This is a genomic window from Pseudonocardia sp. UM4_GMWB1, from assembly GCF_017312155.1.
Taxonomy (GTDB): Bacteria; Actinomycetota; Actinomycetes; order Mycobacteriales; family Pseudonocardiaceae; genus Pseudonocardia; species Pseudonocardia alni.
Map to the genome: position 1 here is coordinate 4038329 of NZ_QJPN01000001.1, position 13731 is coordinate 4052059.

Annotated in this window: 13 protein-coding genes; 4 read left to right on the forward strand and 9 right to left on the reverse strand. The window is 75.8% G+C overall.

The window, feature by feature from the left end:
• Nucleotides 1-29 precede the first annotated feature (29 nt).
• From DMP15_RS18765 to DMP15_RS18775, 3 genes are read right to left on the reverse strand one after another with little or no spacing between them, the layout of a single operon-like run.
• Entirely contained in the window at nucleotides 30-245 is a 216-nt protein-coding gene (locus tag DMP15_RS18765) for a hypothetical protein (protein WP_337826243.1), read from the reverse strand.
• The gene (locus DMP15_RS18770; RefSeq protein WP_337826244.1) at nucleotides 242-655 is read right to left on the reverse strand and encodes a hypothetical protein; all 414 of its coding nucleotides are present in this window, start codon (nucleotides 653-655) and stop codon (nucleotides 242-244) included. The genes DMP15_RS18765 and DMP15_RS18770 overlap by 4 nt, the downstream gene beginning before the upstream one ends.
• Before the next feature lie 9 nt (nucleotides 656-664).
• Nucleotides 665-1417: a hypothetical protein gene (locus DMP15_RS18775; protein ID WP_337826245.1), complete on the reverse strand. Its 753-nt coding sequence runs from the start codon at nucleotides 1415-1417 to the stop codon at nucleotides 665-667.
• A 199-nt stretch (nucleotides 1418-1616) separates the two neighbouring features.
• On the opposite strand from DMP15_RS18775, the gene DMP15_RS18780 reads away from it, so the two are divergent.
• The 4 genes from DMP15_RS18780 to DMP15_RS18795 all read left to right on the forward strand — a co-directional run bounded on the left by DMP15_RS18780 (nucleotide 1617) and on the right by DMP15_RS18795 (nucleotide 4594).
• The gene (locus tag DMP15_RS18780; RefSeq protein WP_337826246.1) at nucleotides 1617-2240 is read left to right on the forward strand and encodes a hypothetical protein; all 624 of its coding nucleotides are present in this window, start codon (nucleotides 1617-1619) and stop codon (nucleotides 2238-2240) included.
• Nucleotides 2237-2887: a hypothetical protein gene (locus DMP15_RS18785; protein WP_337826247.1), complete on the forward strand. Its 651-nt coding sequence runs from the start codon at nucleotides 2237-2239 to the stop codon at nucleotides 2885-2887. Before DMP15_RS18780 ends, DMP15_RS18785 begins: the two co-directional genes overlap by 4 nt.
• 293 nt (nucleotides 2888-3180) lie before the next feature.
• Complete coding sequence (locus DMP15_RS18790) at nucleotides 3181-3867, forward strand: hypothetical protein (RefSeq protein ID WP_337826248.1); 687 nt, start codon at nucleotides 3181-3183, stop codon at nucleotides 3865-3867.
• A gap of 151 nt (nucleotides 3868-4018) precedes the next feature.
• A complete protein-coding gene (locus DMP15_RS18795) occupies nucleotides 4019-4594 on the forward strand; it encodes a hypothetical protein (protein WP_337826249.1) in 576 nt (191 codons plus the stop codon).
• Nucleotides 4595-4598: 4 nt separating this feature from the next.
• On the opposite strand, the gene mobF is transcribed toward DMP15_RS18795, so the two are convergent.
• The 6 genes from mobF to DMP15_RS18825 are packed head-to-tail and all read right to left on the reverse strand — an operon-like array spanning nucleotide 4599 to nucleotide 13662.
• Complete coding sequence (gene mobF, locus DMP15_RS18800) at nucleotides 4599-8969, reverse strand: MobF family relaxase (protein ID WP_337826250.1); 4371 nt, start codon at nucleotides 8967-8969, stop codon at nucleotides 4599-4601.
• A gap of 5 nt (nucleotides 8970-8974) precedes the next feature.
• Complete coding sequence (locus tag DMP15_RS18805; RefSeq protein ID WP_337826251.1) at nucleotides 8975-10258, reverse strand: hypothetical protein; 1284 nt, start codon at nucleotides 10256-10258, stop codon at nucleotides 8975-8977.
• Entirely contained in the window at nucleotides 10255-10869 is a 615-nt protein-coding gene (locus DMP15_RS18810; RefSeq protein ID WP_337826252.1) for a hypothetical protein, read from the reverse strand. The genes DMP15_RS18805 and DMP15_RS18810 overlap by 4 nt, the downstream gene beginning before the upstream one ends.
• 2 nt (nucleotides 10870-10871) lie before the next feature.
• A complete protein-coding gene (locus DMP15_RS18815) occupies nucleotides 10872-12773 on the reverse strand; it encodes a type IV secretory system conjugative DNA transfer family protein (RefSeq protein WP_337826253.1) in 1902 nt (633 codons plus the stop codon).
• Nucleotides 12770-13489 carry a DUF2637 domain-containing protein gene (locus DMP15_RS18820; RefSeq protein ID WP_337826254.1) on the reverse strand — a complete coding sequence of 240 codons (720 nt, stop codon included), beginning with the start codon at nucleotides 13487-13489 and terminating at the stop codon, nucleotides 12770-12772. Before DMP15_RS18820 ends, DMP15_RS18815 begins: the two co-directional genes overlap by 4 nt.
• Entirely contained in the window at nucleotides 13486-13662 is a 177-nt protein-coding gene (locus DMP15_RS18825; RefSeq protein ID WP_337826255.1) for a hypothetical protein, read from the reverse strand. Before DMP15_RS18825 ends, DMP15_RS18820 begins: the two co-directional genes overlap by 4 nt.
• Nucleotides 13663-13731: the final 69 nt, after the last annotated feature.

Here is a 13731-nt window from a genome sequence, read left to right on the forward strand (position 1 = left end):
GGGGAAGCGCGGAACGGACGCCGGGGAGCCTACGTCCCGGTCGGCCGGGTGTGCTCGCGGTGTTCGCGGGCCAGGCGCAGCGCGGCGTCGCCGGTGATGCGGAGGTGGACTCCGCCGGCGGCGCACCGCGGGCAGGCGGTCCAGCAGAGCGGCCCGGCGGGGCTGGACGCGACGACGGTGCGGAGGCCGTCGGTGGCGCGGCAGGACCAGCAGACGACGGCGACCGGGCACGGGGCGGTGCTCATGACGGCACGGTGCCGGGGCAGAGCCGTGCGTTGGCGTGGTGCATCAGGGTGATCGTGTCGAAGTCGTCGAGGCCGCCCCATCGGGACTTGAGCTGGTCGATCTGCTGGGCCTCGTGCAGGCCGTCGGTTTTCATGTCGCAGACGGCGAGGCCGATCTGCAGGAGGGCGTCGTCGGTCCAGATCCCGCGGCCGTAGAGGTCGGTGCCGGCGTTCTGGGTGAAGGCGGCCACCTGCAGTGGGTCGGGGTTGTCGGCGCCGGCTGGCGCGAGGAGCAGCATCGTCAGGACGGTGATGGTGGCGGTGACGACCGTGGCGAGCACGGCGGTGAGCAGGACCCACGGCCAGATGCGACGGGCGGGCTGCGCCCAGTGCTGGAACTGGTGCTGCGGGTAGGGCGGCTGGGGGTTCATCGTCGGGGCTCAGCTCTGCTCGGTGTAGACGTGCTGGCGGTCGTCGGAGCCGTAGATGTCCAGGCTCGCGAACTGGCCCTGGGGGATGTCGAAGGTCTGGACGCCGCGGTAGGTCTTGCCTGGCTGGGTGCTGTAGCCCTCGGGCAGTTCCTCCCCGCAGGAGGGGGCGATGATCCCGGCGTTGTCGTGGGTGATGCCACCGGTGTCGGTCCACTGGGTGCGCATGAAGATGTGGTCCTGGCCGGGCACGTACAGGTCCGAGGTCTTCAGGGTGATGTCCATGCGCAGGTAGCCCTCGCACCAGTCGACGCCGTTGACGGTCCAGGTGGCGGTGTCCTGACCGCCGTAGTTCAGGACGTTCGGGGCGCCGATCGCGATCGGGGACGGCGGGACCGGGGCGGTCGCGGTCTCGGCGGCCGGGTCGGTGCCGGTGCCGGGCAGGGGCGCGAAGGCATTGCTGGTGTCGGTGCCGAGGACGTCGCAGTAGCCGCGGGTGATCTCCACGAAGCTGGCGTACTGGGGGGTGGCGTCGGACTCGGCGGTGTTAACGGTGTCGAGGGCGCCAGGGATGGAGCACATCATCCGGCCGGTAGCGAGGATCTGCTGGTCGGAGGCTGCCGAGTTCTCCTGCTCGCCCATAGCGTCGCGGATCTCGCCGACGTAGCCGTCGGTGGTGTGGGGAGTGGAGCAGGCGACGCCGGCTCCGGCGGCGAGGGTGACGCCGACGGCGAGGCTGGCGAGGGTGCGGGTGAGGGTGTTCATGGCGCCTCCCGACGGGTTGACGAGGTGGTGTCGCCGAGAATGTCGATAGGCCGGGTGCCGCGTTAGCTACAGCCAGGTGGAGTCATCAGTTCTGCGTACCTGTTCTCGCTGGCGATCCACGGGCCTGGAGGAGCGGTACCTTCGCCGTGACCGCCCCGTCGGGGGGCGGTGACCGCTACCAGTCCTATCGGAGGACGCCATGGCGCTGAGTCGCCTTGCCCGCGAGTTCGCCGCGGAGATCAACAACCACGACTGGTCCGACGCGCCGTACCGGACAGATCGTGCCGGGCACCGCCGGGAGAACGACCCGAACGCCGGCCAGCGCCCTCCTCTCGGCAAGGTCGAGACCGACGCCGTGCGCATGAACGTGATGTGGGTCGTTGCGCAGGTCCTCGGTCACGCCGACCCGAACCTGGACGAGTTCGAGTTCGCGGAGGCGTGCGGCGTGGATACCCGGACGCCCTCCGGGCGGCCCCGCTCCGGAGTCATCAGCGCCGGGCTGCGCACCGACCACGACACCGGCGCCTACGACGTTCCCGGGGCACTGGCGGCCGATGACCCGAACGAAGATGCCTACGATCGCCGTCCCGACCGAGTGGCAACCGATGCCCAGCGCACACGCACCTGGCCCGCGGACCCCAAGACCCGGGGATTCACCACCCGACGAGGTCAGTGCGTGCACAGCCACGAGCAGTGCCCGAAGTACCGGTACGGGATCGCGTCGGCCGAGCGGCACGGCAGACGCATCCATCCCATCCAGTGGACGACTACGGGGCAGGCGCACGCCGCTGGTAAGGCTGTCTGCTCGTTCTGCTGGTCATGAGCGAGCTCGTCGTAAGTAGCGTTTCACGGATGGATGCTGACGGGTGGGCCGCGATCGCAGCGTGGACCGGGGTGCTCGTCGCCGTCGGCGCTGCGGTCTTCGCAGGGCTGCAGGCGCGCAGCGCCGCGGCAGCACTGAAGGAGACAAAGAAGGCCCGCGCTGCGGCCCAGGACCAGGCCGAGTCGGCGCGGGAATCCGCTCGCGCAGCGAGCGTGTCCGCCTCGGCGACCGTCGACCAGGCGGGCAGCGCGAGGGAGAGCGTCGACCTGGCGCGCCGGACCTTGCACCGGGCTGACCAGCCGCGGTTCGAGCTGGAGGGCGACATCCACGAGGGCAACCGGCTGACTGTGGTCGCGAGGATGGTGGCCGGCCCGCCCGAGGTCACCGCCTCCGGTAGGTGGCGGGCCAGCTCCACCGGGGCTGAGCAGGACGACGGGGCGTCCCTGTTCGACCATCGGGAAGGCTCGACGACCACATACCGGATCGTCCTCGGCGACCGGATCCTCGTGCCGATGGACGTCCCGGACTGGGCTGTCACAGCCACCATCCGGCTCGACCTGCACTGCACCGACGTCGCCGACGACGAACGACAGTGGGATAGCCCGGCGATGCTGGAGTGGTCGTCCCCGGTCGGCTGGGTGATGTAGGACGTCTACCCACCCTCCGGCTGGTCCTGCGGTCGGTCGGGCGCGCGCAGCGTGGCCGCGCCGGTGTCGGTCGGGGCAAGGCACGTTCTTCGCCTTGCGGCGGCCGACACCGGTGTGGCACCCCTCCGGGGCGACCGATCGACCGCAGGACCCCGCCCCGCCCACCTGCGGGAGGGAGGGCCAGGGTGTGGGGCGGAGCCCCGCGGGTTGCCTGGGTAAAGAGCAGTTCAACAACGTTGATGATCTGCAGGTCGGGGCGCTAATGACGGGGTGACGCGGCCGATAAGCGGTACGTGACTACGCCGCAGAGCCCCTACCAGGGCCACCCCCAGCAGCAGCCCTACTACGGTCAGTACCCGCCCCAGCAGGGCGGTCAGTACCCGCCGCAGGGCTACCCGCCCCCGCAGGGCCAGTACCCGCAGTACAACCAGGCCCCGCAGATCCCGCCGCCCGCGCCGAAGAAGAAGCGCACCGGGCTCAAGGTGAGCCTCGGGATCCTGGTCGCGATCGTCGTCATCGCGATCGCCACCGGCGGTGGCGGCGACGAGCAGGCCCCGGCGACCGCCTCGGGTGACGCGAACGCCGCCCCTGCCGCCGTCGGTGCCCCCGCGAGCGGGGACCAGTCGGTGAAGTTCGGGCAGGAGGCCACCTCCGGAGACCTGGTCATCTCAGCGTCCGCGCCGGAGAAGGTCACCGAGTTCGGCATGACGCAGGCGTGCTCGACGGTCACCTACAAGAACAACGGGTCGACCCCGGCGTCGTTCAACCCGTTCGACTGGAAGTTCACCACCCCGGCCGGGGTCGAGGCGTCCGCGTCGATCCCGTTCAACGCCGGGGCGAAGGCCCTGAACTCCGGTCAGCTCGCCCCGGGCGGCACCACCTCGGGGATGATCTGCGGCGACCAGCAGACCACCGACGTCAACGCGGTGAAGTACGCACCCTCGTTCAGCTTCTCCGACCCGATCACCTGGACGAACTGACCCCCCTCCCCCGAGCTGCGCGCCGATAGCCGGGGTAGTCACGCACAACGACACGGCGCGCAACCGAGGCCCCCACTGCAGCAGCCCTGCGGTGGGGGCCTCATCGTGTTCGCCGTTCCGTTCTGTCGGTGGTCGGTCGCATACTCGCCGGATGAGCAGCGACGTCGGTCCCGTGCCCGGCTGGGTGGTGCCGGTCGAGCTGGCGGTTCGGGACTGCCTCATCGCCGCGTACCAGGTGTACGACGTTGCCGACGACACCGCGGCCGGGGGTGCGTTCGCGGCGGTGAACTGGGTCCTGCGCCCGGCGACGCAGCCGGGCCCGGCCACCGACCGGACCGAGGCGCCGTCGTGGGAGATCGCCCGCGGGGAGTCGTGGGCAGCGCTGTGCGCGGCGGCCGGGCAGGAGGAGCCGACCGGGTGGGACTGGTACCGGCTCGGTGCCAGCCCCCGCCCGACCCGCATCGTCGACCCGGCCTGGTGCTACGGGGCGTGGCGGGCGCTGTCGTGGCTGCTGGGGGTGCGCCCGGACCCGCCGGTCGAGTTGCCCGACCGCGACGCTGACGGGGCGGTCGTGCCGGGCTCGCAGCGCTACGTCGCTCGCCCGGACCGCGACCGGCCGGCGTGGCAGGACGCGCAGCGTGCCCGCCGCGGCCGGGAGACCGGCGAGGCGTTGCGGCACTGGCGGCACATCCGGGAGCTGGCCGACCGGACCCGCACCGCCGGGTAGCCGGTCACCGGTCGAGCACCGGGCCGTGCTCTGCCCGGTCGTTGTGCTCGACCTGGTCGTGCTGGCGGTCGCGGGCGGTCCGGCGGGCGAGCTGGTCGGCCCGCTCGTCGGCGGCGTCCCGGTCGGCGCGGTCGTCGACGGTCTGGCGGGCGGCGATCTCGGCCAGCGCTGCCTGGGCGCGGGCGACCGCGGCGGCGGTGTCGTCGACGTCGAGCACCTGGTCGCGGTCGGCGTACTCGCCGGGCGCTGCGGTCGCGTCGTCCCGGACGTCCGGCACGGCGGTCAGCGCCGGCTTGTCGTCGGCGGCGAGCAGGTCGTCGGCGTCGGCCGGGCGGTCGTCGAGCACGTCGCCGGCGGTGACGTCGCGGTGTCGGTCCTGCTCGACCTGGTCGGCGCGGTGGACGGCCAGCCACTCGTCGGCGGTCACCTGCTCGGCCGGGCGGTCGAGGTCGACGCCGCGGGCGCCGAGCGCGGCCCGGGCCCGCGCGGCGTGGTCGCGGGTGACCGCGGTGTGGGCCCACCACCGTGCCCGGGCGGTGTCGGCCTGGTCGAGGTCGGCGACCTGCTGGTCGAGCCGGTCGGCCGCGGCGGTGGCGTCGTCGGCGTCGCGGCGCAGCCGGTCGGCCTCAGCGGGGTCGTCGGCGGTGTCTGCGCGGGCGGCCCACACGGTGGCGTCGGCGCGGGCCCGCTGGGCGGCCTGCTCGGCGGCGGCCAGGTCGTCGGCGACGTAGGCCGGCGCCCACGGCCGTTCCCGCTCCCACGCCCGGACGCGGGCGCGGAGCTGCCCGTCGGACATCTCGGCCTCGTCGGCGCCGGCGTCGGGCAGGTCGAGGGCGGTGTGCGCGGCCCGCCAGGCGGCGTGGGTCTCGGCGAGCCCGGCGGGCGGGGCGGAGCCAAGGGCATCGGCGACGTCGGCGTGGCCGGCGACCTCCCGGTAGGCGGCGGCCCACCCGGCCCGTGTCTCCCACCCGGCACGGTCGGTGGGGTCGTCGGGGATCCGTCCGAGCGCTTCGCGTGCCCACTGGGGCAGCTCGACCGCGGTGGCCGCGCCGAGCTGGTGGCGGCGCTGGTCGGCGGCGTCGGCCAGCGCGGCGAGTCGGTCGGCCCGCTCGGCGGGCAGCCCGGCCGGGATGAGGTCGCGGTAGGTGCGCAGGTGCGGGTCGAGGCGCCCGTCGAGGGCCTTGCTGATGCGCGAGTGCAGCACCTGGGCGGGGCTGCGGGACCCGGCCAGGGTGCGGCCGGCGACGGCGTCGGCGAGCACGGCGGCGGGGTCGTGGCCGGCCAGCTCGGCGGTGCGCAGCAGCCGGGCGAGGGTGTCGGTGGCCGGGTCGGCGGCCAGCGCCTCGCGCTGGTGGGCGGGCAGTGCGTGGTCGGCGGCGAGCCGGTCGAGCCATCGGGCGGTGCGGCCGGCGGTGGCGTCGGCGATCTCGGCGGCGAGCCGGTCGAGGTGGCGGCGCATCGAGACGGTGTCGTGGGCGCCGGCGGCGGCCTGGGCCGTGGCGGTGCGGTCGGTGACGTCGCCGGGGTCGACGGCCAGGGCGTCGGCGATCACGGCCCGCGCGGTGCGGGCGGCGGTGTCGAGGGTGGCGCCGGTGGGGGTGTCGTCGCCGACGGCGCGGGTGATCGTCCAGGCGGTGTTGCGGTCGCGTCCCCGAGTCAACGACACGTAGGCGGACCCGGGGTCGGTGGTGGAGCCGAGGACGGCGTGCCCGGTGTCGACGGTGCGCCCCTGTGCCGCGTGCACCGTGGACGCGTAGCCCAACGCCAGGTGCTCGGTGACGTAGCCGGCGGGCAGGACGACCGGGACGCCGGCGGTGTCGACGACGCGCAGCCCGCCGCCGGGCAGCAACTCGGTGACGGTGTAGGTCTCGCGGTTGATCGGGGCTCGGGTGTTCCCGTCGTGCCCGATCAGGTGCCAGGCGTTGCGGCGGGCCTGCACCCGGTCCCCGACGCCGGCGACGCAGCCGGGCGCGGCGAGGGGCACGCCGCGTTCGGCGACCCGCCCGAGCGCGACCAGCTCCGCCCGCAACGCCGCCGACACCCGGGCAGCGGCCTCGTTCGTGCCGACCAGCAGCAGCGCGTCCCGGCCGGCGATGGTGTCGGCCAGCCACGCCCGCCCGGCCGCGGTCTCGGCCTGCTCGGCGGTGCCTGCGTCGACGAGGCGGCCGTGCCGCTCGTAGTCGGCCAGCGCGGCCGGGTCGCCGTCGCGCAGCCGCAGCGACGCCGCCCCCTCCCACGCGTTGGTGAACCGGCGGACCTCAGTGAGCTCGTAGCGCAGGCCGCGTTCGGCGAGCTCGGCGAGGGCGCCGCCGGGGCCGACGGCGGCGAGCTGGCGGGGGTCGCCGACGAGCAGCAGCTTCGCCCCGGCCGCGGCGCAGCGCTGCTGCACGGCGAGCAGGTCCCCGGTGGCGGTCATGCCGGCCTCGTCGACGACGACCAGGTCCCCGGCGTGCAGCCGCCACGCCTCGTCCCCGCCCGCAGACGGCTGGCCTGGGCGGGCGTCGGCGAGCCGTCGCTGCGCCCCCAACCAGGCGGCGACGTTCGCCGAGATCATCCCCTCGTCGGCGAGCACGCCGGCGGCGGCCTGCGACGTCGCCAACCCCACCACCCGCGGCGCTCGACCGTCACCGTGCTGGCCAGTGTGCCGGTGGGGGTCGGTCCAGGCGTCGGCGATCGCGCCGACGACGAACGACTTCCCGGTGCCGGCGGCGGCGGACAGCACCTCGACACGAGCACCGGAGGTAAGCACGCCGCGCAGCGCGGCGGCCTGGTCGGCGCCGAGTTCGCGGCCGTGGTCGGCGAACCGGGCCACCAGCCCGTCCACCACCGTGCCGGCGAGGGTGGGTGCGCCGCGCTCGACCGCCGCAGCGGCCAGGGTCCGTTCGGCGGCGAGCTGGCCGGGGGTGGCGTAGCGGGCGCCGCCGGGGCGTTCGTACACCGACCGGCCGTCGCCGCGCAGCAGGTCCGGGGTGAGCCCGGTGGTGTCCTCGCCGGCGGTGACCTCGACCGCCGAGTCGAGGGCGGCGTCGGTGAGCCCGTCGAGCAGCACCCGCACCCGCCCGGGCGCCAGGTCCAGGTGGGCGGGCAGGGCGTCGGAGATCGCCCGGGTCAGGTCGGAGCGGGTCCAGGTCTGGCGGGCGTCGCCGACGGCGGCCAGGGCACGTTCGATGACGTCGCGCGGCTCCCACCGGGCGGCCGGATCGGATGCCTGCGCCCGGTCGAGCACAGCGCGGGCGACGGCGGCGAGCCCGCCGTCCAGCTCCGCCCGCGTCTCGGCCTCCCACCGGTCCAGGCGGGCGGTCAGGGTCTCCCCGTCGTGGGCCTTCGCCCGCCGGGTCGCCAGCGTCGCCTGCTGGGCGATGCGGGTCCGTTCCAGCGCGGACGGTTCCCGCCCGTGCCGGGCGCGGTAGGCAGCGACCAGCTCGCCCGCGCGGGCGGAGATCGCCCGCCGGCGGGACGAGAACATGTCCATGATCGGCTGCGGGACGCCGACGATCTCCCGGGCCCGCCCGTCCGGGCGGGTCTCGAACCGCACCCCGAGCGACCGGGCGAGGTGGGCCTCCATGACGCGTTCGGCGATGGCGCCGGCGGCGCCGCGGTGGGCGTGGATCGCCCGGCTGTCCAGGGCCCGCCACTGCCCGTCGGCGCACCGCGCCCGGTTCAGGATCGCCTGGTGCACGTGCAACTGCGGGTCGCGGTCGCGGCTGTCGTGCTGCAGGAACTGGGCGACGACCCACTCGTGGGCGTCGGTCCACCGCCCGGCGCCGCCGCCGTGGTGCCCGACGCGGCTGTAGCCGGCGACGTCCTGCAGGTAGTCGATGGCGGCGCGGGCGCCGGCCATGACGGCGTCCTCGACGGCGCGCTGGTGCGCCGCCCACGCCGCCGCCGCGTCGGCGTCGCCGGTGGCGCGGGCGTCGTTCGCGGCCCGCTCGAACGCCACCGCCAGCACGGTCACGCTCTTGGGCGCGGAGAACGTGGCGTCGATGAACGACACGGCCTGGCGGGCGGAGCGGTCGGCCTGGGCGCGCAGCTCCGCCCGCCGCTCCGGGCCGGCGCCCGGCTCGCCCGCCACCAGCTCGTCGTACACCCGGTCCGCGGACCGGTACGCCCGGTGCCCCCGGGCGAGCGGGCGAGCCTCATCCCACGTCTCCCGCCCGCGGGCGGCCGGGTCCCGCGGGTCGAGCAGCCGGCTGTAGACGGCCTCCATCACGGTGGCGTCGACCTCCCCGGCCAGCCCGAGCCCGCCCACCCCGGCCCCGTACCAAAGCCCGGCGGGTTCGCCCGCGGCGACGGCGCCGGTGTAGTAGCCCTCCCGCCCGCCGGCGACGGCGTCGGTCAGGTAGCGGGTGTCGTGCCCGGTGGACAGGCTCAGCACGGCGGTCAGCGCTCCCGGGTGTCGTCGGTGTCGCCGCGGGCGGCGTCGTGGCCGTCCTGGTGGGCGACCGGGCGGGCGTGCTCGTCGTCGTCGCGGCTGCGGGCGTCGCGGCGGTCCACGCGGCGGGTGACGGCCTCCCGGGCGCGGGCGACCGCCCGCCCGATGTCGCTGTCGTCGACGCCGTCGTAGAGCTGCTGCTGGTACCGGCGGTCCTCCTGGTCCCACCGGGTCAGCTGGTCGCGGGCGCGGCGGCGGGTGTCCTCGCCGTCGGCGAGCAGGTCGGCGAGGATCCGCCGGGCCCGCTCGCCCTGCGGGGTGTCCTCACCCGGCAGGGCCAGGGCCTCGCGGGCGTTTCCCGCCCGGTAGTCGACCTGCTGCGCCAGCCACTCCGGTGGTCCGGCGGCGTGGCGGGTGCCGGCGCGGGCGGCCCGCTCCTGGGCGTGGGCGAGCGCGGTCGCCTCCCACCGCCCGGGCGGGTGCTGGCGTTCGAGGGCGGAGTTGACCAGCTCGGTCACGGTGTCCTGGGCGCGCTCGACGTGGTGCTGGTCGCTGTCGAGGTCGCACTCGCGGCTCTCGGCGGCGACCAGGCGGTCGTCGGCAGCCTGCAGCGCCGCCCGCGTCTGCTCCGACGGCGCGGCCGTGTCGGCGGCGCGGGCGGCATCGCGCTGGGCGAGCGCTGCGGCGTACTCGTCTCGCGCGGCCTGACCGGCGCGCTGGGCCAAGGCCTCGCTGCCGGTGCCGGCCCACCGCTCGGTCAGCGACCGCAGCACGCTCGTGCGGGCCTCGTCGGCCGGCCCCTGCTCGTCGGCCGGCACGAGCCCGGTGACTAGGTCCACGGTGACCGGCGCGGCGTAGTTGAAGACTCCGTCGCGCAGGCTGGCGCCGGCCTCGTTGTCGCCCCGCTCGACCGCGGCCTGCACGGCGTCATCGGACATGGACAGGTTGACGACGTCGGTCCAGCCCGACGGGTGCTCCGCTGCCGGACGGGCCACCTCGTAGAGCACGTGGTCGGGTCCGATGAACCAGTCGTCGCGCCCGAGATCGGTCAGCGCGACGGGCTCGGTGCGCACCCGCACAGGCTGCTCGGCGACGTACACACTGCGCCCGGCTGCAGCCGGGCCGGCACCGTCTGCGGCGCGCTGCGGCGGAGTCCCGGCAGCCGCGTCGCGGCGCCCCATCAGATCGTGATGCCTAGGTGTGTCCGTCCGTTCTGTGCTCTGGTCCTGATCTTGTGCGGTCTGCTGGTGGTGCTCGTCGTGGTCGCTGCTGGTGGGCTGTCGGGTGCTCATCGGTGGCTCCTGTCGAGGTGGGCTCGTGCGTCGTCGAGCTGGGTGCTGTTGGGGTCGGGGTGGCGGCGGTCGAGGGTCCAGGCGGCGGCGATCTCGGCGGCTGCGTAGCCGAGCGGGGCGGCCTGCGGCGGCTGGTGTGCGCGCTGCCCGGGTCGGTGCAGGTCGAGGTCGCAGGTGTTGGCGACGGCGGCGATCCGGCGGACGACGCCGGGCCGGTGCCGGTCGTGCCAGTCCCCGACGCGGGCCCAGGAGGCGTCGGGGCCGCTGTAGGCGGCGCTGTGCGCGCCGCGCAGCCACGTCAGTTCCTCGACGACGGCGGGGTGCCACATCCAGCACGCCGGCAGGGCGGCGTCGGGGTAGTGCAGGTACACGGCGGTCAGCCACTCGCACAGGTCGGCGAGGTCCTGGCCGGCCGCGGCGGGGTCGTCGGCGAGCAGCCACGACCGCACCGGCGGCGGGCCGGTCCCGTCACCGGTGCCGGCGAGGGTGTCGGCGACGCGGGTGACCTCGTGGGCGAGGGCGTGCACCTGCCCGGTCAGCTTCTCCACCCGCCGGTCGGTGCGTTCGTGAGCGCGGGCGAGCGCAGTGAGCTGGTCGTCGTGGTCGGGCACGGTCACCACCCGGCCCGGGCGGGGTCGCCTACCGGATCGCCCGGCTGCCCGCCCGCCGGGTGGGTGCTGGTCGCCCGGTCGTCTCCCGCGGGTGACGGGGCGGGCGGGACGGCGGGCGACGGGACGGGCAGGACCACCGGCGTAGCCGCCGCGGCGGCGGCGTCGCGGGCCGCCCGGGTGGCGGCCTCGCCCACCGTCACCGGGCCCGGCTCGACCGGGCGGACGGCCCGGGCGGCGCGGGCCTGGGCGCGGACGTCACGGCGTCGCCACGCCATCGCCGGCCGCCCGATCGCCGGGGCCATGCCGCGCCGGAACATCACGACCCGCCCGGCGGGCAGATTCGCGAGCTGCGCCGGGGCGAGCACCGGCACCTTGCGCACGGACCGGGAGGTGACCCGGCCGTGGTCGTCGGTGGTCTCGACCCGCTCGTCGCGGTCCCCGGCGAGGGTGGACCAGTAGGCGAGGTCGTCGCGATCCCGGGTCCCGCCGAACACCATGATCGACGCGCTGTTGTTGAGGATGATCGCGGCGCCGGTCTCGCCCCACCGGGCGATGAGCTGTGCCCGCGACTGGAAGGCCGCGATGATCGTGACGCCCCGCCCGCCCATGTCCGCCGTCCACGACTCCAGCGGGACCGGCGAGATCAGGGCGGCCTCGTCCAGGGCGAGGGTCAGCGGCGGGTCCAGCCGGCCGCCGGGCTGCCGGGCGGCGATGCGGCGGGCCTCCCGGGCGATGTGCCCGGTCAGGGCGCACACCAGCGGAGCGGCCTGGGTCTCCTCCGCGCCGAGCAGGTAGATGGTGCCGCGGCTCGCCAGCAGGTCGGCGATGTCGAGGTTGCGGCCCGGCTCCGCCGCGGCCGACGCCGCCGGCGAGGTCAGCCACCCGAGGGCCGGCATGATCGTGCTGGTGATCGACGACCGGGTTCGGTCGTTGGTGGCGAGGAACTGGCCGGCGTCCTCCACGTAGGCCGGTTCCGGAGACCGGCGCAGCAGCCCGGTGACCTGCCGCCGTCCCGCCTCCGGATCGGACACCCACCGCAGCACGTCGCGCATGGTCAGCTCGCCGAGGGCGGCGGCGTGCAGCAGCGCGGCCAGCACCCGACGGGCCTGCCCGTCCCAGAACTCGCGGTCACCACCGGCGGTGGTGACCGCGCCGAGCATGTCCGCGGCCCGCTCGGCCGCGGTGACGGGGTCGGTGCAGCCGGTCAGCGGGTCGAACGTGACTGTCGACGGCAGCCCGCCGAGGCCAACGGCGTTGAACACGTGCACCGGGCCGCGGCCTGCGCGGAGCCCGGAGGTCAGCGCGTGCAGGTCGGTCCGGGTGGACGTCACCAGCAGGGCGCCCGGTGCGTCGATCACCCGGCCGGCCAACCATCCGGTCTTCCCGGTACGCGGTCCGCCGAAGACGAGGACGACGTCCTCCACCAGCGACCACACCCGCATGAGCCCGACGCGGGCGAGCGGCACGGCGACCTCGGTGGTCTTCGTACGGAGCCGGTCGCGGCGGTTCAGCTCGCCGAGCGACGGCCGCACCACCGCGGCGCGGCGGCGGACGGCCGCCGCGGAGGCGACGCGGGCGATCTCGACGCCGGTGGCGACGCCGGCGGTGCGCCGCATCCGGTTCCCCCACCTGGTGACGGTGCCGGCGGTGCGGGTCCACCGGTGCCAGCCGGCGGCGACCAGCACGGCCGCGGTGACCCCGGCGAGGACGAGCAGCGCGGTGGTGGCGACCAGCCACAGCACGTAGGTGACGACCATCCCGGCGCAGGACAGCGCGGCGCAGGCCGGCCAGTTCCGGCGCCGCCACGACCAGCCGGCGGCCAGGGCGAGCAGCGCGGCGACGGCGAGCAGCACGACCACGGTGGTCGTCCCGGCCGGCACCGTTGTAGCCGTGTCGGGGTTCATCGCGTCGCTCCCACGGTGTCGACGTCGCGGTGGGCGGCGATCAGCTCCCGCGCGGCGTGCTCGGTGATGTCCAGCTCCCGGGCGAGGCGTCGGCGGCCGGCGCCGTCGGCGATGAGCCGGGCCGCCCGGTCGTCGTCCGGCTCGGCCGCGGCCGGCGGCTGCTCGACAGGAAGGGCGGGCACGGGGTCGGCGTGCTCCCACCAGTCCGGCGCCTCCGCCTCGTCGCGGAGGTCTGCGACGTCCGGGCTGTCGGGCTCGACGTCGGCCGGCACCGGGTCGTGCTCGTCGACGCGTTCCCCCTGGTCAGGTGGCGCGCCGTCGTGCGCCGGCGCTGCGCCGGCGCGGCTGGCGAGCACGGCGAGGTGGACGACGGCGCCGAGCACGGCCGGCGCGACGGCGGAGACGAGGACGACAACCCACCAGGCCGGCTGCAGCCGGTAGGCGGCCAGGCCGTGCCCGAGGGCGTTCGCGGCGACGGATGCGGCGAGCAGCAGCAGGGCGAGCGCGCGGGCGAACCGGCGCGCCCCGTCCGGCACCCGGGCGCCGAGCCACACCACCGACCCGGCGGCGGCGCCGGCGTCGATGACGACGGGCAGCAGCCACGCCAGCTCCGGCGCGAACCCGCACGCCTCGGCGAGGTCACGCAGCGCGGCGAACGACAGGACGGCGGCGGCGACGGCGACGAGGCCCAGCAGCAGGTACAGCACCCGGTTCACGACTCCCACCCCGCCGTGCAGACGGAGCGGTCGGCGGCGAGTGATGGGCAGCCCGGTTCGCAGGGCTGGCCGGCGGGGGCGCCACACAGGTCGGCGGCGCCGGCGCAGGGCGGGTAGGCAGCGGCGTCGTGCTCGTCGCCGCGGCGGTCCAGGGTGGGGTCGGCGGCGGTCACCGGCTCGCCCCGTCGTCGGTGAGGTCGTCCTGCCGGTCGGCGGTCGCGGGCAGGTAGTCCTCGACCGCG

Excerpts from the sequence above, each read along its gene's own strand:
- DMP15_RS18765 (WP_337826243.1), bottom strand. The coding sequence starts at position 245 with ATGAGCACCGCCCCGTGCCCGGTCGCCGTCGTCTGCTGGTCCTGCCGC.
- DMP15_RS18780 (WP_337826246.1), top strand. The coding sequence starts at position 1,617 with ATGGCGCTGAGTCGCCTTGCCCGCGAGTTCGCCGCGGAGATCAACAAC.
- DMP15_RS18775 (WP_337826245.1), bottom strand. The coding sequence starts at position 1,417 with ATGAACACCCTCACCCGCACCCTCGCCAGCCTCGCCGTCGGCGTCACC.
- DMP15_RS18815 (WP_337826253.1), bottom strand. The coding sequence starts at position 12,773 with ATGAACCCCGACACGGCTACAACGGTGCCGGCCGGGACGACCACCGTG.
- DMP15_RS18785 (WP_337826247.1), top strand. The coding sequence starts at position 2,237 with ATGAGCGAGCTCGTCGTAAGTAGCGTTTCACGGATGGATGCTGACGGG.
- DMP15_RS18805 (WP_337826251.1), bottom strand. The coding sequence starts at position 10,258 with ATGAGCACCCGACAGCCCACCAGCAGCGACCACGACGAGCACCACCAG.
- DMP15_RS18770 (WP_337826244.1), bottom strand. The coding sequence starts at position 655 with ATGAACCCCCAGCCGCCCTACCCGCAGCACCAGTTCCAGCACTGGGCG.
- DMP15_RS18795 (WP_337826249.1), top strand. The coding sequence starts at position 4,019 with ATGAGCAGCGACGTCGGTCCCGTGCCCGGCTGGGTGGTGCCGGTCGAG.